The organism is Bacillus sp. FJAT-14266, from assembly GCF_001719225.1.
GTDB classification, from domain to species: domain Bacteria; phylum Bacillota; class Bacilli; order Bacillales; family Bacillaceae; genus Bacillus; species Bacillus subtilis.
This window is the reverse complement of record NZ_CP017072.1, coordinates 2,145,000-2,163,028: the sequence shown is the minus strand read 5'-3', so window position 1 is coordinate 2,163,028 and position 18,029 is coordinate 2,145,000. Positions and strand designations below refer to the sequence as shown.

The window sequence follows — 18,029 nt, the reverse complement described above, 5'->3', positions numbered from 1 at the left end:
GTCAATCATTGTCTGGTATAAACAAAAAAGCCTATAAAAGGCTTTTTGTCATACTCATTTTTAAAAATAACTTCTTGCGCCCAAGTACCGCTGTTTCCAATACGAATTGCTGAGATTGGAAATGTCGACGCCCGATGAGCTTGCATGAATAAAATCACCGCCGCCTAGATAAATCCCCATGTGAGACGGGCCGGATTTATATGTGGTAAAGAAGACAAAGTCTCCTACTGACGGCTGGCTGACTTTCTGCATGACATTCCAATACCCTGCCGTACTCAATCTTGATATAGATGATACATTATTAATGAGGTAATAAATGAAGCCGCTGCAATCAAAACCGGCAGGCGTGTTTCCGCCCCATCGGTAAGGCACTCCGACATATTTTTTCGCTTCCGTTATCATTCTGTCAATCTTCGAACCTATTTGAATGTTTGACCCTGAGTTATCTTTTGGCTTTGTTGGCTTTGTCGGATTTGAAGGATTAGATTTTGATGCTCCCGAAATAGTCAGAACCTGCCCGATTTGCAGCACATCCGATGATAAATTGTTTTTATCACGGATGCTTTGGACAGTGACTCCGAGCCGATTTGCAATTTTCCACAGTGAATCGCCTGCTTTTACCTTGTACGTCGTTGTTTTTGAGGGATTGGAGTTTGACGGCTTTTTGGAACCGCTGTTTCCGTTCTTAGGTGAACTGCTTCCTTTTATTTTGAGCACCTGTTTAGGATAAAGTGTATCTGATGTTAAGCCATTTAAGGTTTTTAATTCGGCTACAGTCATATTTAAGCTGTTTGCGATTTTCCACAGTGAGTCACCAAGCTTGACCGTATATGTACTTTTTGAAGAACCTGAAGAATTGGAACCGCTGTTTTTCTTTGGTCCATTTGATCCGCTTGAACTGCTTGTCCCTTTGATCTTAAGCTTTTGCCCCGGACGAATCAGGTCACTGCTCAGGCTGTTTAAGCTTTTAAGCTCAGAAACACTCATTTTATGATTTTTAGCAATCATCCATAGGGAATCACCATATGCAACTGTGTATGTTGATGTTTTGCTTGAGTTAGATGGGGATGTCGTGCTTTTTTTGCTGCTTTCAGGAACCTTAAGGCTTTGTCCGACATAAAGCACCGTTGATTTCAATTTGTTTTCGGATTTCAGAGCTGATATTGTCGTATCATACTGGCGGGAAAGTTTCCAAAGAGAGTCACCGCTTTTTACTTTTATCGTTTTTGCTTCCGCGGGTGCTGCGGCCATCGACGACCCAACAACTGCAGAAACAGCCAAGCCGGCTACAATCTTCTTTTTCATTCATTCAACCTCCTAAACTGTTTTTTTGTAAAAACAGCTAGTATTTTGTTTCCAAAAATGGCACACAACTGTTTTATCGTCAATTTTTCAGCAAGTTAAACCCTTTTCAAACATTTGGCGCAGCATTTTCAGCATCGTTCGACCTTTAAACCTTCAAATAAACATCTAACATTTTACATAAGCACGATATGTTTTTCGAAAGTCTAAGGAACTATTTAAGTGAGGGTAAAAATGATGGTTTTCTATCGATGAACGAAGCAGTTTCTCCTCCTTTCTTGTCTATTTTTCTAATCAATTCTCTATCGGCGTGTCAAATCCCTTCCTCTGCATTCTTATGAAATGGCAAAAAGCCTGTTCTTTCGATAAGAACAGGCTTTTACACTATGCATTTGCTGATTGAGTTTTTTGTTTTACAGCTTCAAGAATGCTGTCGGCTGCTTTTTTAGAGCCGCCTGCCGCTTTCAGTGATTGTCCAATTTCTTTTGCCTTTTCAGCATACGAACGATTATTCATTACTTCTTGTATCGTCTCTTTCAGTAGGCTTTCAGACAATTCTTCCTTTTTAATTACTTTTCCTGCGCCGACTTTTTCTACCTGATCTGCGACAACAAATTGGTCGCCTCCCATCGGAATGACAACGAGCGGGGTTTCAAAATACAAACCTTCACTTGTGCTGTTCATTCCGCCGTGGGTCACAAATAAGCTGGCTCTTTTCAAGATCTCAAGCTGAGGGACATACGGGCGTACAATGAAATTCTCCGGAATGTCGTTTAACTCACTTGTTTTAATATGCTTGCCGATGGAAAGCACAACTTTACCGTCAAAGTCCTTACACACTTCAAGGCATTGATTAAAAAACTGCTTTTGATTATTAAAAATGGTTCCCATTGAAATAAACAGCACGTTTTCATTGTCAATCTGATCAAATGGGAAATCATTGTTTCCGGCTCTTTCTGTAATGGAAGGACCGACAAATACATATCGCTCGCCAAATTGCTCAGCCAGTGGCTGAAATCCCCTTGATGTAAAGACGATTGTCAAGTCACCATCAGCTAAAAAAACATCAAATGGCTTCTTGATCTCTGCTTGAAAATCAGCATTTAACGTTTCTGCAAGCTGCTGGTATGATTCATAATGAGGTGAATCTTCAAGTGATCCTTTCATGTACGCTCCCATCATTTCCTTCGCAAATTCCTCATTCATCGCAAAGGTTGTACACAATGAAAATCTTGGCAGCTTCAGCATGTTGGCAATGACTTTACCCGCGAGAAGATGGTGATCATATATGACATAATCATACGATTCATGTTTGACTTCCTCATAAATATGAGTCGCGATATCCTTACAGGCTTTCAAAAAAGCGCAGAGCATTTCTGTGAAATCTCTTTCTTCATCGCCGGTTGCGTTTTTCCCGAAGTAATCTCCCCTGAAATCATGATACTCACGAAACTCTATATCAAGAGCTGTGATTTTTTCTTTATATTCCTTCACTGCGTAGTACGTAATGTTTTCTCCCCGGGATTTCAGCTCCTTCATCACACCGATAGAGGGATTAATATGCCCTTCACCGGGGAAACCGATCATTAATACATTTGCCATGCGGCAGCACCCTTCCTTTGAAAATTTATATAATATTTTATACGGTACTATAAATACATAAACAGGTAAAGTATTTCACTTTATTAATATTCATTACATATAACTTTTCTACCAGCTTATATTCCCTGTCTTCAAGACAAAAAGCATTCAGCTTGAAGCGAATGCTTTAATAAAGATACGAATTCAGTCATTTTGTCTCATGATAGGATTCTTAATCAGGCCCTTTTTATTATTTTTACGTTCTTGGTGAAATTAACGGATATAATACACCGTCTTTGGCAAACGACATCTTCCCTGTTTCCTCTGAAACCACGAGCACCAGTGCATCCGTATAGCCCGACATACCGAGAGCCGCCCGGTGCCGGGTTCCCAAATGGATATCCACTTCCTTCGTCGTCAGCGGGAGCACATTGGCTGCTGACACGAGTTTGTTTTCCCTCACTAATAAAGCGCCGTCATGAAGAGGGTTTCCGGGAAAAAAGATGCTTTCAATTAATGAAGAGCTGATCTCGGCGTGTAGGGAGGTGCCTTTTTGAATAAAATGTTCAACCGGGTCTGCTCTTTCAATCACAATTAAAGCTCCATGCTTATGTTCCGATAAGGCTTTAATCGCCTTGGCCAGCTCAATAAATGCCGGCGTAAATTCCTCAATGTATGATTGCAAATAAAAGGAGGATGCAATCCCCTGCATGTCCTGAAATATGTGCCCCAAATCATCTAATTCACAAAGGAGACACTGGTCTTTTTCGTGAAGCGTTTTCAAGATTAGAGATGCATCACCTAATATTTGCTCTAGGTACACCTGTATTTTCCCCTTGAACGCATTTTCTGATATCTGCTCATAGCGCATAATCTTCATCTCCTGTTCAAATTTCCAACTTTTCACGAATGCTTATCTTATTGATGCACATTCTATTGGTAAAGGAGGGATGTAAAGAATGGAAATCGAAAGAATCATTCAGTATATTTGCACCTTTTTAGGCGTGATTTCGCTTTCTTTTATTTATGCCCAAATGTTTAGAAAAACGAAACCAACAAAAAAAGAATAGGCCCGGCGTTCATTGCTTTTTATACATAAAATGTTATAATTTCTCTCGTTATGAAAAAGAAACGGAGATCAATGTATGAAAGAAACTCAAAACGCCCGGGAAAAAATCAAACAGCTCTTGCACATTTTAATACCGATATTCATTACCCAGGCGGGGCTTTCTCTTATGACTTTTCTAGATACGGTGATGTCAGGGAAAGTCAGCCCCGCTGATTTAGCGGGTGTCGCGATTGGCTCAAGCCTTTGGACCCCTGTTTACACAGGACTTGCAGGTATATTAATGGCGGTCACCCCGATTGTCGCTCAGCTATTAGGCGCAGAGAAAAAACAGAAGATCCCCTTTACTGTTTTACAGGCTGTATACGTGGCCGCGCTACTTAGCATCGCCGTTTTATTGATTGGATATGCTGCAGTTGACCTTATTCTTGGCCGATTGAACCTTGATATTCACGTGCATCAGATTGCTAAACACTTTTTAGGCTTTTTATCACTGGGAATTTTCCCTTTATTTGTTTACACCGTGTTGAGATCATTCATCGACTCATTAGGAAAAACGAGAGTCACCATGATGATTACACTCAGTTCTCTTCCAATCAATTTTGTATTGAATTATGTATTTATCTTCGGGAAGTTCGGAATGCCGGGACTTGGGGGTGTAGGCGCGGGGCTGGCATCCGCGTTAACTTACTGGTGTATCTGCATCATCAGTTTTTTCATTATTCATAAAAACGCACCGTTTTCTGAATACGGGATTTTCCTTACCATGTATAAGTTCTCTTGGAAAGCATGCAAAAATTTGCTCAAAATCGGGCTGCCTATTGGGTTCGCCGTGTTTTTTGAAACGAGCATTTTCGCAGCTGTCACGCTTCTCATGAGCCATTTTCATACAGTGACCATCGCGTCCCACCAGGCAGCCATGAATTTTGCGTCTCTGTTATATATGCTGCCGCTTAGCGTGTCCATGGCTCTAACAATTGTTGTCGGGTTTGAAGCGGGTGCAGCCCGTTTTAAGGATGCACGCTCATATAGCTTAATCGGCATCATGATGGCGATCGGCTTTTCTTTGTTCACTGCCGCCTGTATCCTTTTATTCAGAGAGCAAATTGCGGGCATGTACACTTCTGACCCCGATGTGCTCCGGCTGACACAGCACTTTTTAATTTATGCGCTATTTTTTCAGCTTTCCGATGCTGTTGCCGCACCGATCCAGGGAGCACTCAGAGGGTACAAAGATGTGAACTATACGCTTGCGGCCGCTTTTGTCTCTTACTGGGTCATTGGCCTTCCGGTCGGTTATATGGTCGGTACGTTTACAAGCCTCGGTGCATTCGGCTATTGGATTGGATTAATAGCAGGACTCGCCGCCGGAGCAGTTGGGCTGTTTTTCAGGCTGGCAAAACTGCAAAAACGTTATACGCAAAAACAACACATTTAAAAGAGGTGATCAATCATGGCAAAAAACAAAAAATTATTCGAGTATCTTTCCCAGCATGCGGAAACCATCAGTTCAACGTGGTATGAAACAATCGAGGAGACTGACCCCAATTCTATTTATGCCTCAACAGACCCTGTTGTCATTCACAATTTAAAGAGCCAGAATCTTGCCTTTAACTATAAAATAAACCGTATTTTTATAGATGATGAGGACGTATACTTGCCTATACTGAAAGAATGGGCCTTTGAAGTCACACAGGATCAAGAGCATTTAAAAACTCCTATCCACTATATTATTCGGGAGTTTGTCAGAGTGAGAGATTTATATGTTTCCTATGTGAAAGAATTTGTCCATCTCAATCAGGATACTGTGAAAAGCGAAGAAGCCGAAGACCTGTATCACGCCCTTATAAAAGCGTTTGATCTTGTGATTCATATTTTTATAGAAGAAATGTACAAAAACACAAGCCTTCAGCTTCAGGCCCAAAAAGATATGATTACTGAATTGAGCGCTCCGGTCATCGTGCTGTTTCACAGCGTCGGACTGCTGCCTTTAATCGGAGATATTGATACAGTCCGCGCCAAGCTGATTATGGAAAACACACTGCATCAATGTGCGAAAAAAAAGGTGACACAACTGTATATTGATTTGTCAGGAGTAGCTGTGATTGATACGATGGTTGCCCATCAGCTGTTCAGTCTGATTGAGGCGCTTCGTTTAATCGGTGTTTCTTCAACTTTGTCTGGAATCCGTCCGGAAATCGCGCAAACAGCGGTTCAGCTAGGTTTGTCTTTCGAAGGTATTTCCTTGAGATCCACTCTCGCTTCAGCAATTGCATCGGACTTAAAATTAAAAAAGGTATAAGGCTTAAGGCCTTATACCTTTTTGATTAATCATTCCATTGATACGTCCAATATATTTCTTCTTCAAACCATGTTGCCATAACAGGTTCATTATTTTTCAATTTCTCTTCAAGCTCTCTGAGCATGCCTTCTGTTTGTGTGCGGTGAGCTCTTAACGCATTCATTTTAATATCAGCTACTTCTTTGATATCAAGCACGACATCAGCTTCGCCGAGAACCTCTTCTCTGTTGCGGGTAATGGCCATGCAGATTGTACGCGGACGGTCTTCTTTCTTTTTGCGGTACAATGCACGGATCACCGCTTCCCCGCATGCATCATGGTCAGGGTGCACACCGTGTCCGGGATAAAATGTGACAATTAAACTTGGTTTTACATCATCTATGATCTCTTCCATGATATCAGCTAAATACTCATCATCTTCAAATTCGAGCGTTTTGTCACGGAGTCCAAGCATACGAAGGTCATTGATATCCATTTCTTTGCAGGCATTGATGAGCTCTTGTTTTCTTAATAGCGGCAACGTTTCCCGATTCGCGAAAAATGGATCGCCCATATTTCTGCCCATTTCACCTAAAGTGGCGCAGGCATACGTAACGGGAATGTCTTTTTTTCTGTTTAAGGCAATGAGGCCTGCCACTCCATATGATTCATCATCAGGGTGAGGCAGGATTACTAGTACATGTTCTTTCATTATTATTCACCCTTTTCTTTAAACTGTGAACGGTTTTTCGCTGATTTGCAGAGAAATAGCCAGTTTACCGCCCGGCAGATGTCCCGCCATTAATAAACGGTTTTCTTCATCTACCGTGTATTCAGTCAAGCCTTCAGCATAAATCCAGCCTTCTTCTGTTTTCAAGCCAACGCGGTAAGGTCCGTTGCCTTTGATTTTTGCCTGATGATAAGTGACTTTTGCATTGCGGATATACGCAACAACCGTCATGTTCTTTTCATTTAAGTGCGCTGAATAAGAACCTGTGGTGGTTTCTAAATGGATATATACAGGGCGGTCCGCATATCGTTCTAAAGATGCTTGCACATCTTCTTTTATGATCGCTTTCATGATTGCTCCCCTCTTTCTTCTTTTAAATACTCTGCACGTTCTGTATGTAATTTGACCAGCTGATATTTCACAGCCGGTTCGAGCTGTGAATTCACAATGCGCTGAATCGCGGCAAAATATTTTTCCAGCATCGGTTTTCGGAGTCTTGGATGTGTTCGTTTATCCAAGAGCTCAAGATCAATCGCCTCTGCTACCGCTTCTGCGTCATCATGTGCGAGAGATCGGTTATTCCAAAGTGAAGTATAGGCTTTCACTATCTCTTTATCATTGTCCATCGTCTTGCTCCTTTATGTCTTACATACATGAAATGATTATACATAATATATGCATCGGCTGAAAAGCCAAAGGCCTCAATGGCTTTTTGACGCCCGTTTCCACTTCACTTGTGAAAACGTAAACAAGATCAGCGCAGCCCATATACAGCTGAATGTAAAAGCCTTCGAGCTGGAAAATGGCTCATTGTAAACAAACAGCCCGATCAGAAGGGTAATGGTCGGCGCAATATATTGTAAGATACCGACTTGATACAGCGGCAGCCGTTTCGCTCCTTCCGCAAACAATAAGAGCGGCAAAGCCGTAAACACACCGGCCAAAAAGAGAAGCAGCCACGTCCCTCCGCTTTCTGCACCCGCTGGCTGAACATGTCCGCTGAACAGCAAATACCCTAATGCAATCGGCATAATCATGAATGTTTCCAGCGTTAAGCCGATGGCACTCGGCAGGCTTGTTCTTTTTTTGCTTAACCCGTACAGCCCAAAGCTGAATGCAAGGAGAAGCGCAACATAAGGAATGGAGCCGTATTGGAACGCCGAGATGATGACACCGGCTGCCGCAATCGAAACGGCCACTAATTGCAGGCGATTCAGTTTTTCCTTTAAAAATAAAATCCCAAGGAGCACTGATACAAGCGGATTAATGTAATAGCCAAGACTAGCCTCAAGCAAAAAGCCATGGTTGACAGCCCATATGTATACAAACCAGTTGATCGAAATCAGGATAGAAGCAAGAAATAAAGAGAGGATCCCTCCGTTCTTTTTCAGAGAGCGCAACTCCTGCCATCCTATTTTCCATTGCCGCAAGAAAAAAAGTACGATACACATAAAAACAAAAGACCATATAATACGATGAGCCAAAATATCAAGAGCCGGCAGCTGTTCGAGAAGCTTCCAATAGAGCGGAAACAGGCCCCACATGATAAAGGAAACGGCTGTGTAAATAACGCCTTTTTTTGTTTCTGCATGTTGCATTGATATCCCTGCCTTTCTTTAGAGCATCTTATATTATATCACGTGAAAGATCTGGCGGGCATATACTATTTTGTCCGTGAAGAAAGGATGTGAAGACAATGTTTGAGTGGAACAAGTACTTTCCTTTCCACAATCAATTTTCTAAAGAAGCATTAAAAAAAGCTGATCCGAAAGAAGTTGAAACGTATGTCAATCGTGTGATGGAAAGTGTGTTCGGCAGTGATTATGCGGCTCAATTTCCTTTCCGCGATCCTCTCCCCCAAAAAGAACAGCCCGCAAAACCTGATGCAAAACCTGATGTCAAACCTGATATTGATATATTCGAAACAGCAGACCATGTGTTTGTAAAGGTACCAATCGGCGAAGAACAGCTGGAACATGTGAGAATTAAACACACATCTCACGAATTATGGTTGGAAAACTTCCCAAGGTCAGATCATCCGAAAAAAGTAAATCTTCCTTGTTTAGTCAAACGCAAAGGAACAAAAGCCGTCTATAAGGATGGCCTTCTGGAAGTCATGTTTCAAAAACAGCAAGACTACAATATGTCCGAGGTAGAAATCATCCGATAAAAAACGGCCTGCAATCGATGCAGGCCGTTTTTATTAATAGAAGCCAGGATATCCCCCGTATGGCACACCGGCACCAAAACCGTACGGTCCGCCTCCGTATCCATAAGGGCCAGGAGGATAGGCATAGGGACGAGAATAGTTAAACAGCGCACTCCCGAGAAAACCGCCTAATAAACCGCCGACTAGAGGAGCGCCAAACAAAAAAGGACTACGCGCCGGATATCCGGCTGGACCTGGGATTCCGCGATAATACGAATGATGAGGGTACATGATTTTTTCCTCCTTTATGTCTGCCTATACGTAAAGTATTCAGCAAGGAAGAAAAACGATTGGGCTACGGACTGTCTATGATTGTTACATCACAAGCCCTGCCAATAACACACAGCCGAGCCCTGTAACCGAAAGAACTGTTGTAAGCAACGTCCAGGTTTGAAATGTTTCTTTCATGCTCAAGCCGAAAAATTCCTTTACCATCCAAAATCCTGCATCATTTACATGACACGCAATGACACTGCCGGCTCCTGTTGCAAGCACCATTAACGCGGGGTTTACACTGCCAGCCTCCATAAGCGGAGCTGCCATTCCCGCTGTGGTAAGCGCAGCCACGGTAGCAGAGCCTAGACACAGACGCAGAACCGCGGCGATGGTCCATGCAACGAATAGCGGCGACATGTTTGTTTGACGGAAAAAATCAGCGACATAATCGCCGACCCCGCCGTCAATCAGCACCTGTTTAAACGCTCCTCCCCCTCCTATGATGAGCAGCATCATCGCAATTTGGGAAATTGATTCTGAAATAGATCTGCTGATTTCCTGCATAGATATTTTACGGGCATATCCCATCGTATAGAGTGCAAGCAACAGCGAAATGAGCATTGCCGTTCCCGGAGTGCCGATAAATTCTATAATGTCTTTTCCTTTTGAATGTTCACTCAATAATAAAGAAAAAACTGTTGCCATTGCCATAAAGATAACCGGGAATAAAGACGTGACAGCACTGATCGCAAAGCCCGGTGTTTCATCCAGCTGAAATTCTTTCCTCGGTCCTAACCCCGATAAGTTTCCATGCTTTTGATACGCACCAGGAAACCGTTTCATCGCAAATTTATTAAATAAAGGCCCGGCAATCACAGTTGTCGGAACAGCGATGATGATTCCAAAAAGCAGCACCTGGCCAATATGGGCACCGTATGCAACTGAGATAGCAGTTGGAGCAGGATGCGGGGGCAAAAATCCGTGAGTAACATTTAAGGCGGCGGCCATCGGGATTCCCAGATACAGAAAAGGCATTTTTAATTCTTTAGCAATCGCGTAAACAATCGGTATCAACAGAACAAGACCGACTTCAAAAAATAGGGCAATCCCGATGATAAAAGAGGCAACCACAACCGCCGCCTGTATTCGTTTCCTCCCGAATTTGTCAATCAGCGTAATGGCAATCCGGTAGCCGCCCCCAGCATCTGAGACAAGCCTCCCAAGCATCGCGCCAAGTCCAAACACTAAAGCTAAATGCCCCAGCTGCCCGCCAATTCCAGCCTCAATTGAAAGAACAATTTTATTGATATCCATTCCAAGTCCGATGGCTACTAAAAATGAAACGACAATCAGTGAGACAAAGGTATTTAATTTTACTTTAATAATGAGAAATAACAGAATCAGCACTCCGACAGCTACAATTAAAATCGGCATGGTACCCCTCCAAAAGTGTTTTATATGATTCTCGCGACAATGTTTTGGAGCTTTTCATGCCTAGATGAACAGAAAGCGCTTTCATTAATCACTAAAAACGTCTTGGTTATATGATTGTTATCTTTTGATCAACTAATATGTTCATACTAATCTCCTAATCAATGACTGTCAAGCGTTTTTATGAGCTTATCTCGATTACCTACCGCCTAACCCAATGATTTATTAGTTATATGTTGATTAACTTTTGGTTATATGTTATGTTTTTTAAAGTTGACTGCCAATCATTATATCTATCCATTGTCTGGAAGCAAATGAGACAATATGAGAACAGACGGATAACAACTTCACAAAAGGAGGAGTACACATGCCATTATTGCGTTTTGATGTAATTGAAGGCCGTGACGAAAAATCGCTGCAATTGTTATTAGATACTGCTCACCAAGCGATGGTTGAAGCGTTTGGTGTTCCGGAAAGAGACCGTTATCAAATTGTCCATCAGCATCCCGCAAACGAGCTTATAATCCAGGATACGGGATTAGGGTTTCAGAGAACCAAGGATATGGTCATCATTAGCATGACAAGCAAAGCAAGAACCGAAAGCCAAAAGGAAAAATTGTATGCTCTGCTTGCTGAAAGGCTAGAAGAAAAATGCGGAATTTCCCCTGAAGACCTCATGGTATCTATTACTGAGAATGGTGACGCAGACTGGAGTTTCGGTCTCGGTGAGGCGCAATTTTTGAATGGAAAACTATAAGATTTCGTCTCCCCACAAAAAAAAGAAGAGAGAGCTCCAAAGAAGCTCTCTCTTTTTTCATAAATGCGAAAGTCATCAGTATAGAAGCATCCAGCAATACGAAAAACCTGGATTTCCTTTTATATCCGGTTTAAATGCCAATTGGAAGCTGACTGGGTTTTGGCCGAAAATATAAAATTTTGCTGATTTGCATAATAAGATACATCATAATCCCCATTTACAACAGGTTGGATGTTATAGCTTATTGATCATTTCCTATTTTATATATCCCCTTCATATGCACATGACACTTTTGCCAATCCGGAAATGTCAGTCTGACAAATATAAAAAGTCATGTAAACGGGTGTGGGTGTGAACCGTACTTACATGACTCACCATGGAAACAAGAGCGCTTTTTCAGACGCCGCTTTCCTTATTTCTCTTCTTCACACACTGTGTCACCAGGCTCGCAAAATTGATCGGCCCATGCCTGCATCTCTTGAAATACAGCTTGAAGCGCTGTTCCTTTTTCAGTCAGCGTGTAGATGACTTTGACCGGCGTTTCAGGGAGAACCTGCCGTTCGACAATCTCGTTTTGTTCAAGCTCCTTCAAGCGCTCTGCCAACATTTTTTGGCTGATCATAGGTATTGTTTCCGTTATCTCTTTAAACCGTTTCGGCCCATCCATTAGCACATGGATGATCAGACCGTTCCATCGTTTTCCCAGCAATGAGAATGCGGATTCCATTTTAGGGCACATCGTATTTCCCACAAGCCTTCATCCCTTCATCTATTGATTGACATGTATTCAATGATCCATTACAATAATCTTTCAAGTTACATTTAGTAAGCTTCTAACTTTTCTATTATCATACCACGTTTATCCGAAGGAGGAAACACTATGACGAATACTCTGGATGTTTTAAAAGCACGTGCATCTGTAAAGGAATATGATACAAATGCCCCGATCTCTAAGGAGGAGCTGACTGAGCTATTAGACCTTGCCGCTAAAGCGCCTTCCGCTTGGAACCTTCAGCATTGGCATTTTACAGTATTCCACAGCGATGAATCAAAAGCGGAGCTTCTTCCTGTAGCGTATAATCAAAAACAAATCGTTGAGTCTTCTGCTGTTGTTGCCATTTTAGGCGATTTAAAGGCAAATGAAAACGGTGAAGAAGTTTATGCTGAATTAGCAAGCCAAGGCTATATTACGGATGAAATCAAACAAACATTGCTCGGCCAAATCAACGGTGCTTACCAAAGCGAGCAATTCGCACGTGATTCCGCTTTCTTAAATGCTTCTTTAGCTGCTATGCAGCTTATGATTGCCGCAAAAGCAAAAGGTTATGACACTTGCGCAATCGGCGGATTTAACAAAGAGCAGTTCCAAAAGCAATTTGATATCAGTGAGCGCTATGTTCCGGTTATGCTTATTTCAATCGGCAAAGCAGTGAAGCCTGCGCATCAAAGCAACCGTCTGCCGCTTTCAAAAGTATCAACTTGGCTGTAAGGATATGAAAAACCTTAGTCCGAAATCCGGACTAAGGTTTTTTTATACAATCGCCTCTTTGTACCATTTACGAGCCTGTTCAGCTTCATGCTGAGTCAGCTGATGGCCCCCGTCCTGCCAGAAAACGGAGGCTGATGCCCCGCTGTCACGTAAATAGCGGTAAAGCTCTTCTGATTCTTCCTTCGTGCAGAGAGGATCGTATTTCCCGGCACCGATAAAAACAGGGAGCCCCGCCATATCAGGCAGCTCGATACCCCGAATCGGAACCATTGGATGATGCAGAATAGCCCCTTTTAACACATCTTTATAATGAAAAAGCAGGCTTGCCGCAATGTTTGCGCCGTTTGAATAACCGACTGCAATCACTTTGCCGCGATCAAACTGATGCGTTTCTGCAGCCTCGTCGATAAAATCTTTCAATTCTCTTGTCCGCACCACAAGATCTTTTTCATCAAAAACTCCTTCACTCAGACGTTTGAAAAATCGCGGCATTCCATTTTCAAGCACCGATCCTCTGACACCAAGCAAATGGGCATCAGGGTCTATAAACCGCCCCAATGAAAGCAGATCGTGTTCATTACCGCCCGTGCCATGCAACAGCAAAAGTACGTTGTCAGATGTTCCTTTTTCATAAATATGCTTCATTATAAATTCCCCCTTTTAAAGTTCAGGTAAAATGTCTGTAATTTGGTGTCTATGTTTCTCCAGCCATTCAGGCAGTTTTAAGGAAGTCCCTAGCTCAGAAAACGTTTCATCTGTCATAAAGCCCGGTTCATCTGTGGCAATTTCAAATAAGATACCGCCTTTCTCCCTGAAATAAACTGATGTAAAGTATTCCCTGTCGAGAATTTCTGACGAAGGCAGATGGTTTTCAGCAATAATCGGCAGCCATTTCGCCTGTTCGTTTTTCTTTGTCCGAAACGCTACATGGTGTACCGTACCATATCCTCCGACTCCTCTTTTTTCAGGGTGTAAATGGACATCAATGACACCGCCGACGGCCGCTGAGGTTGCCAGTCTGACAATCTGGTCTTCTTCGGCCACTTTGGTGTATCCAAAGCTTTCCGTTAACAATTGTATGGTCGCCTGCGGGTCGTAGGAATATAGCAGCACACCTTTCATTCCCGTAATTGCTTCATTTGTTGTGATCCCGTCAGGCGTCCACTCGCTTTTGCCGCTTTTCGCATCCTCCATGATCGCCAGCGGAAGGTCTTCTGTATCATCAAAAATAAGACCTTTTTCACCAAACAACGTTTTTTCCTCTAGGCTCAGCCCGCTTTTCTCAAGACGCTCCTTCCAAAAAGACAGGGAGCCTGAGGGAACTGAAAAGTACACCCGGCCCGCTTGGCCTTTTCCTACCGTTCCCTGTCCGCTTCCTTGGAACGGAAAAAAGGTCATTATTGTACCGGGATCTCCGTTTTGATTCCCAAAGTAAAAATGATACGTTCCGGGATCATCAAAGTTTACTGTTTTTTTAACAAGCCTGAGCCCAAGCACTTCTGTATAAAATCGCAAGTTTTCTTGCGGATCTCTGGCGAATGCTGTGACATGGTGCAATCCTTCTGTTTTCATTTTCTCACTCCTATTTATCTCGATTTCAAGATATTTATTATTTTAAACCTTTATTGAAAAGGATGCAAACCATGTGTTTTGATTAAATAATTGAAAAAATCATTTTTTTCTAATAATTATCTTGTGATCTTTTCTTACAACTGCTATTATAGTGAGCATTATCATGTTTCAGGAGGAAAGTAAATGGTTAAAAAAGCACTTATTGTTATTCTCATTCTTTTGCCATTCGTTCAGCTCGCGCTTTTGCCGCTTGTGAATCGAATAGAACCGATTATGTTCGGCCTGCCGTTTTTCCACTTTTGGCTGCTGCTGTGGATTATTGTTACGCCGTTATGCTCGTTTGGCATTTATCAGATGCAAAAAAAAGATGGAGGACTTGAATAATGCAAGGGAATCTGACTGCACTTCTCATTACTGCTATTATTGTTTTAACCGTTGTCTGTATCGGCTTTCTCGCCGGAAGAGACAAATCCTCACGCACTTCTGTGGAAGAATGGTCTGTCGGCGGCAGACGCTTCGGCGGTCTTCTCGTCTGGTTTTTAGTAGGCGCTGACCTTTATACGGCCTATACTTTCTTAGGGTTGACCAGTACTGCTTTTACAGGCGGAAGTGTTGCATTTTTCGCCATTCCTTATTCTGTGTTGGCCTACTTTATCGCCTACTTCTTCTTGCCAAAACTTTGGAAAGTTGCGAAAATTCATAAATTAACAACACTCGCGGATTATGCCCGGGAACGTTTTAACAGTAAGCTTTTGGCAAGCCTCGTTGCCATCGTTGGGGTACTCATGCTTATTCCGTACATATGCCTTCAGCTGAGCGGCATTCAAGACACGCTTCAGGTTGCCGGCACTGGCTATATTAACGTAAAATTCGTTGTGATCATTTCATTTATTCTTGTTGCTCTTTACACATTCTTCAGCGGGATTAAAGGGCCCACATATACAGCCATCATTAAGGACATTTTAGTATGGGTCATTATGCTGTTTATGGTGGTGTCCCTCCCTCTCATTCATTTTAACGGCTGGACGCCAATGATTGACACGTTAGTGAAGGAAGCGCCGCAAATGCTGACGATACCGGCAGAAGGGCCAAAAGGCATCCCTTGGTTTATCACAGCATCTATTGTTTCCGCTCTGGCACTTTTTATGTGGGCACATGCCGCTACAGGTGTTTTCACGGCGAAAAGCGCTGATGCAGTAAGAAAAAACAGCATGTTTTTGCCGCTTTATAATATCGTGTTAATTTTGGTTATTTTTCTTGGCTTTATCGCCTTTCTTGTTCTGCCGGAAGATACAAATCCAAGACTGGCGCTGCTGCATTTGATTCAAACATCTTACGGCGGCGTGGCACAAGGCTTTGCATATGCCACTATCGCTCTTGCTTCATTAATACCTTGTTCCATCATGGCAATCGGGGCATCGAATTTGTTCGCCAATAACTTGTACCGCGACTTGATTCACCCGACTGTGTCGCAAAGCAAGCTGACCCTTGTCACACGTTCAATGGTGTTTGTTGTCATCGGTCTTGCGCTGCTGTTTGGAATGCTGTTCCCGACTGCCTTAGTGACACTCCAGCTATTAGGTGTATCCGGCATGGTGCAAATCTTTCCTGCGATTGCTGTCAGCCTGTTCTGGAAGCGTCAAACGAAAGAAGCGACAGTTATTGGATTATTAGTCGGCCTTGCGGTAACGTTTATTGTGTATACCACTCAATCCGCACATGGCATTTATGAAGGATTCTGGGGATTTGCCGCCAACATGATCGCTGTGGTGATCCTGAATCCGCTGTTCGTTAAAAACGCGGAATCCAATCCTGTCATTGAAGGTTTATTTGGCAAAAAACAAGACGCTAATCCAAATCAAAAGGGCGCATAAAAAAACCATACGCGGCAGCCGCGTATGGTTTTTTTACATTTCTTTTTTCAGTGTTTCAATTGCCTTTTCCATTTGCGTATCATTATCAGACAGCTTCTTTTGAAGTTCTATCATTAATTTCGTTGTTGTATCGCCAGTCAGTATGCCTGTTTCATTCAGCTTCTCTTTTTTCTGGAACTGTTTGACGACAGATACAAAATCCTGGTCATACGTACTGTTAACCTTTACCTTGTAACCAAGTGCTTTGAGCATTTTCTGAGCCACTTTGACGTTTGTGCCTGTATCACCTGATTTGTACGTTTTATCTGCGTCCAAATACGGCAGCTTCGCGTAATCAGGCAGCTCTGCTTTCACTTGAGGCTTGATGCCTTTTTTGTGAATCCATTCGCCGTCAGCAGTCAGCCATTTGGCAACTGTCAGTTTGACGGTAGAGCCATCATCATATTCTTTTGCCGTTTGTACTGTACCTTTGCCGAATGTCGTCTCGCCGATTAACGGTACGTCTGACGATTCATGAAGGGCAGCGGCCATAATCTCGGCTGCGCTTGCTGTACCGTCATTTACTAAAACGACGGTCGGCTTGGTCACTTTCCGTTCTTTTTCGGCCTTCATGACTTCTTTTGAACCGTTTTTGTATTCAACCTGCATGATGTTTTTCCCTTTATCAATGAACAGGTTGCTCATCGTAATCGCCTGTTCCATTAAGCCGCCCGGGTTGCCTCTCAAGTCTAAAATATAGCCTTTGGCGCCTTTTTTCTCTAAACTGTCAATCGCACCTGTCAGTTCTTTAGCTGTTGTTTCAGAGAAAGAAGTGATTTGAATTTCTCCAATGTTGTTATCTTTCATCTCTGAATAGACAGTCTCTACAGGAATGGTATCGCGCTTAATGGAAAGATCGATATTCCCCACTCCCGCTCTGTTCAGTTCAAGCTTCACCTTTGTGCCCTTTTTGCCCCGGATTAAAGCGACGGCTTCATTTACATTCATGCCTTTTACGCTTTTTCCATTCACCTTAATAATTTGGTCTCTCGGTTTGATACCGGCTTTTTCAGCAGGTGAACCTTTAATTGGGGATACAATAAGGATTTCTCCGTCTTTCTCCTCTACTTGGGCTCCGATTCCTTCAAAAGATGCTGAAATCGTCTCGTCGAATGATTTCGCTTGCTCTTGATCCATATATGTAGAGTACGGATCATCCAGTGATTGAATCATTCCTTTAATTGCTCCGTCTACTAATTTGTCATCATCTGTTTTTTGGTAATAATCACTTTTGATTTGCTCATACGCTTTATTTAATTTGTCGAACTTACTGTCTCCTGTGCTTGCTGATTTTTGGCCCAGGATACTGGAATTGCCCGTAATAAATAAAGTAAGCGCCGAAGCGACAACTGCAGTGATCAGCACAATAAAAAACAGTTTTAATTGCCGTTTCAATTAAACACCACCTTTTTCTTCTTACATTATTATCATGGACGAATTCTTATTCGTCAACTCGGAGCAGAAATGAAAGAGAAACGCCCT

General features: G+C 42.6%; 20 protein-coding genes. 7 read left to right on the top strand and 13 right to left on the bottom strand.

Going from position 1 to position 18,029, the window contains the following annotated elements; all coding sequences use genetic code 11:
• Positions 1 to 60: 60 nt before the first annotated feature.
• The 3 genes from cwlS to cdaS form a co-directional block, all read right to left on the bottom strand.
• Entirely contained in the window at positions 61 to 1,305 is a 1,245-nt protein-coding gene (gene cwlS / locus BGM23_RS11560; protein WP_046663362.1) for a D-gamma-glutamyl-meso-diaminopimelic acid endopeptidase CwlS, read from the bottom strand.
• Positions 1,306 to 1,686: 381 nt separating this feature from the next.
• Positions 1,687 to 2,904, bottom strand: coding sequence for a macrolide family glycosyltransferase (locus tag BGM23_RS11555; RefSeq protein WP_004399256.1), 1,218 nt, complete (start codon positions 2,902 to 2,904; stop codon positions 1,687 to 1,689).
• A 235-nt stretch (positions 2,905 to 3,139) separates the two neighbouring features.
• A complete protein-coding gene (gene cdaS / locus BGM23_RS11550) occupies positions 3,140 to 3,763 on the bottom strand; it encodes a cyclic di-AMP synthase CdaS (protein ID WP_015251893.1) in 624 nt (207 codons plus the stop codon).
• Between the two features lie 265 nt (positions 3,764 to 4,028).
• On the opposite strand from cdaS, the gene BGM23_RS11545 reads away from it, so the two are divergent.
• Together BGM23_RS11545 and rsbRC are read left to right on the top strand one after the other, a co-directional pair.
• A complete protein-coding gene (locus BGM23_RS11545) occupies positions 4,029 to 5,387 on the top strand; it encodes an MATE family efflux transporter (protein ID WP_046663365.1) in 1,359 nt (452 codons plus the stop codon).
• Positions 5,388 to 5,402: 15 nt separating this feature from the next.
• Complete coding sequence (gene rsbRC, locus BGM23_RS11540) at positions 5,403 to 6,251, top strand: RsbT co-antagonist RsbRC (protein ID WP_014480032.1); 849 nt, start codon at positions 5,403 to 5,405, stop codon at positions 6,249 to 6,251.
• A 25-nt stretch (positions 6,252 to 6,276) separates the two neighbouring features.
• Here the strand turns inward: rsbRC and bshB2 are convergent, their stop codons facing one another.
• The 4 genes from bshB2 to rarD all read right to left on the bottom strand — a co-directional run bounded on the left by bshB2 (position 6,277) and on the right by rarD (position 8,558).
• The gene (bshB2, locus tag BGM23_RS11535) at positions 6,277 to 6,942 is read right to left on the bottom strand and encodes a bacillithiol biosynthesis deacetylase BshB2 (RefSeq protein WP_003231215.1); all 666 of its coding nucleotides are present in this window, start codon (positions 6,940 to 6,942) and stop codon (positions 6,277 to 6,279) included.
• An 18-nt stretch (positions 6,943 to 6,960) separates the two neighbouring features.
• Positions 6,961 to 7,311, bottom strand: a complete 351-nt coding sequence (locus BGM23_RS11530) for a YojF family protein (protein ID WP_003231213.1) — start codon at positions 7,309 to 7,311, stop codon at positions 6,961 to 6,963.
• The gene (locus BGM23_RS11525; RefSeq protein ID WP_029726817.1) at positions 7,308 to 7,586 is read right to left on the bottom strand and encodes a hypothetical protein; all 279 of its coding nucleotides are present in this window, start codon (positions 7,584 to 7,586) and stop codon (positions 7,308 to 7,310) included. Before BGM23_RS11525 ends, BGM23_RS11530 begins: the two co-directional genes overlap by 4 nt.
• 75 nt (positions 7,587 to 7,661) lie before the next feature.
• Positions 7,662 to 8,558 carry an EamA family transporter RarD gene (gene rarD / locus BGM23_RS11520; protein ID WP_029726816.1) on the bottom strand — a complete coding sequence of 299 codons (897 nt, stop codon included), beginning with the start codon at positions 8,556 to 8,558 and terminating at the stop codon, positions 7,662 to 7,664.
• A gap of 98 nt (positions 8,559 to 8,656) precedes the next feature.
• Between rarD and gerT the strand changes: the two genes are divergently transcribed.
• Positions 8,657 to 9,130: an Hsp20/alpha crystallin family protein gene (gerT, locus tag BGM23_RS11515; RefSeq protein WP_046663369.1), complete on the top strand. Its 474-nt coding sequence runs from the start codon at positions 8,657 to 8,659 to the stop codon at positions 9,128 to 9,130.
• Between the two features lie 33 nt (positions 9,131 to 9,163).
• Here gerT and BGM23_RS11510 read toward each other — a convergent pair whose 3' ends face one another.
• Both BGM23_RS11510 and BGM23_RS11505 read right to left on the bottom strand, forming a co-directional pair.
• Positions 9,164 to 9,400, bottom strand: coding sequence for a hypothetical protein (locus tag BGM23_RS11510; RefSeq protein ID WP_014480034.1), 237 nt, complete (start codon positions 9,398 to 9,400; stop codon positions 9,164 to 9,166).
• 84 nt (positions 9,401 to 9,484) lie between these two features.
• Positions 9,485 to 10,819 (bottom strand): gluconate:H+ symporter, encoded by a 1,335-nt coding sequence (locus BGM23_RS11505; RefSeq protein WP_029726814.1) that lies wholly within the window; start codon positions 10,817 to 10,819, stop codon positions 9,485 to 9,487.
• A 364-nt stretch (positions 10,820 to 11,183) separates the two neighbouring features.
• On the opposite strand from BGM23_RS11505, the gene BGM23_RS11500 reads away from it, so the two are divergent.
• The gene (locus BGM23_RS11500; RefSeq protein WP_021481482.1) at positions 11,184 to 11,573 is read left to right on the top strand and encodes a tautomerase family protein; all 390 of its coding nucleotides are present in this window, start codon (positions 11,184 to 11,186) and stop codon (positions 11,571 to 11,573) included.
• A 412-nt stretch (positions 11,574 to 11,985) separates the two neighbouring features.
• Here BGM23_RS11500 and yodB read toward each other — a convergent pair whose 3' ends face one another.
• Entirely contained in the window at positions 11,986 to 12,324 is a 339-nt protein-coding gene (gene yodB / locus BGM23_RS11495; protein WP_004399427.1) for a transcriptional regulator YodB, read from the bottom strand.
• 129 nt (positions 12,325 to 12,453) lie between these two features.
• Between yodB and BGM23_RS11490 the strand changes: the two genes are divergently transcribed.
• Positions 12,454 to 13,062, top strand: a complete 609-nt coding sequence (locus BGM23_RS11490) for a nitroreductase family protein (RefSeq protein ID WP_014477092.1) — start codon at positions 12,454 to 12,456, stop codon at positions 13,060 to 13,062.
• A 42-nt stretch (positions 13,063 to 13,104) separates the two neighbouring features.
• Here the strand turns inward: BGM23_RS11490 and BGM23_RS11485 are convergent, their stop codons facing one another.
• Together BGM23_RS11485 and BGM23_RS11480 are read right to left on the bottom strand one after the other, a co-directional pair.
• Positions 13,105 to 13,707, bottom strand: a complete 603-nt coding sequence (locus BGM23_RS11485; protein WP_029318030.1) for an alpha/beta hydrolase — start codon at positions 13,705 to 13,707, stop codon at positions 13,105 to 13,107.
• A gap of 15 nt (positions 13,708 to 13,722) precedes the next feature.
• The gene (locus BGM23_RS11480) at positions 13,723 to 14,634 is read right to left on the bottom strand and encodes a ring-cleaving dioxygenase (RefSeq protein WP_029318029.1); all 912 of its coding nucleotides are present in this window, start codon (positions 14,632 to 14,634) and stop codon (positions 13,723 to 13,725) included.
• Between the two features lie 183 nt (positions 14,635 to 14,817).
• Between BGM23_RS11480 and BGM23_RS11475 the strand changes: the two genes are divergently transcribed.
• Positions 14,818 to 15,018, top strand: coding sequence for a DUF3311 domain-containing protein (locus BGM23_RS11475; RefSeq protein ID WP_003231189.1), 201 nt, complete (start codon positions 14,818 to 14,820; stop codon positions 15,016 to 15,018).
• Positions 15,018 to 16,508, top strand: a complete 1,491-nt coding sequence (locus BGM23_RS11470; protein WP_029726813.1) for a sodium:solute symporter family protein — start codon at positions 15,018 to 15,020, stop codon at positions 16,506 to 16,508. The genes BGM23_RS11475 and BGM23_RS11470 overlap by 1 nt, the downstream gene beginning before the upstream one ends.
• Positions 16,509 to 16,541: 33 nt before the next feature.
• Here BGM23_RS11470 and ctpA read toward each other — a convergent pair whose 3' ends face one another.
• The gene (ctpA, locus tag BGM23_RS11465) at positions 16,542 to 17,942 is read right to left on the bottom strand and encodes a carboxy-terminal processing protease CtpA (RefSeq protein ID WP_029726812.1); all 1,401 of its coding nucleotides are present in this window, start codon (positions 17,940 to 17,942) and stop codon (positions 16,542 to 16,544) included.
• Positions 17,943 to 18,029: the final 87 nt, after the last annotated feature.

Bases quoted from the DNA above. Each gene is read 5' to 3' on its own strand.
- cwlS (WP_046663362.1), bottom strand. From the start codon at position 1,305: ATGAAAAAGAAGATTGTAGCCGGCTTGGCTGTTTCTGCAGTTGTTGGG.
- BGM23_RS11555 (WP_004399256.1), bottom strand. From the start codon at position 2,904: ATGGCAAATGTATTAATGATCGGTTTCCCCGGTGAAGGGCATATTAAT.
- cdaS (WP_015251893.1), bottom strand. From the start codon at position 3,763: ATGAAGATTATGCGCTATGAGCAGATATCAGAAAATGCGTTCAAGGGG.
- BGM23_RS11545 (WP_046663365.1), top strand. From the start codon at position 4,029: ATGAAAGAAACTCAAAACGCCCGGGAAAAAATCAAACAGCTCTTGCAC.
- rsbRC (WP_014480032.1), top strand. From the start codon at position 5,403: ATGGCAAAAAACAAAAAATTATTCGAGTATCTTTCCCAGCATGCGGAA.
- bshB2 (WP_003231215.1), bottom strand. From the start codon at position 6,942: ATGAAAGAACATGTACTAGTAATCCTGCCTCACCCTGATGATGAATCA.
- BGM23_RS11530 (WP_003231213.1), bottom strand. From the start codon at position 7,311: ATGAAAGCGATCATAAAAGAAGATGTGCAAGCATCTTTAGAACGATAT.
- BGM23_RS11525 (WP_029726817.1), bottom strand. From the start codon at position 7,586: ATGGACAATGATAAAGAGATAGTGAAAGCCTATACTTCACTTTGGAAT.
- rarD (WP_029726816.1), bottom strand. From the start codon at position 8,558: ATGCAACATGCAGAAACAAAAAAAGGCGTTATTTACACAGCCGTTTCC.
- gerT (WP_046663369.1), top strand. From the start codon at position 8,657: ATGTTTGAGTGGAACAAGTACTTTCCTTTCCACAATCAATTTTCTAAA.
- BGM23_RS11510 (WP_014480034.1), bottom strand. From the start codon at position 9,400: ATGTACCCTCATCATTCGTATTATCGCGGAATCCCAGGTCCAGCCGGA.
- BGM23_RS11505 (WP_029726814.1), bottom strand. From the start codon at position 10,819: ATGCCGATTTTAATTGTAGCTGTCGGAGTGCTGATTCTGTTATTTCTC.
- BGM23_RS11500 (WP_021481482.1), top strand. From the start codon at position 11,184: ATGCCATTATTGCGTTTTGATGTAATTGAAGGCCGTGACGAAAAATCG.
- BGM23_RS11490 (WP_014477092.1), top strand. From the start codon at position 12,454: ATGACGAATACTCTGGATGTTTTAAAAGCACGTGCATCTGTAAAGGAA.
- BGM23_RS11485 (WP_029318030.1), bottom strand. From the start codon at position 13,707: ATGAAGCATATTTATGAAAAAGGAACATCTGACAACGTACTTTTGCTG.
- BGM23_RS11480 (WP_029318029.1), bottom strand. From the start codon at position 14,634: ATGAAAACAGAAGGATTGCACCATGTCACAGCATTCGCCAGAGATCCG.
- BGM23_RS11475 (WP_003231189.1), top strand. From the start codon at position 14,818: ATGGTTAAAAAAGCACTTATTGTTATTCTCATTCTTTTGCCATTCGTT.
- BGM23_RS11470 (WP_029726813.1), top strand. From the start codon at position 15,018: ATGCAAGGGAATCTGACTGCACTTCTCATTACTGCTATTATTGTTTTA.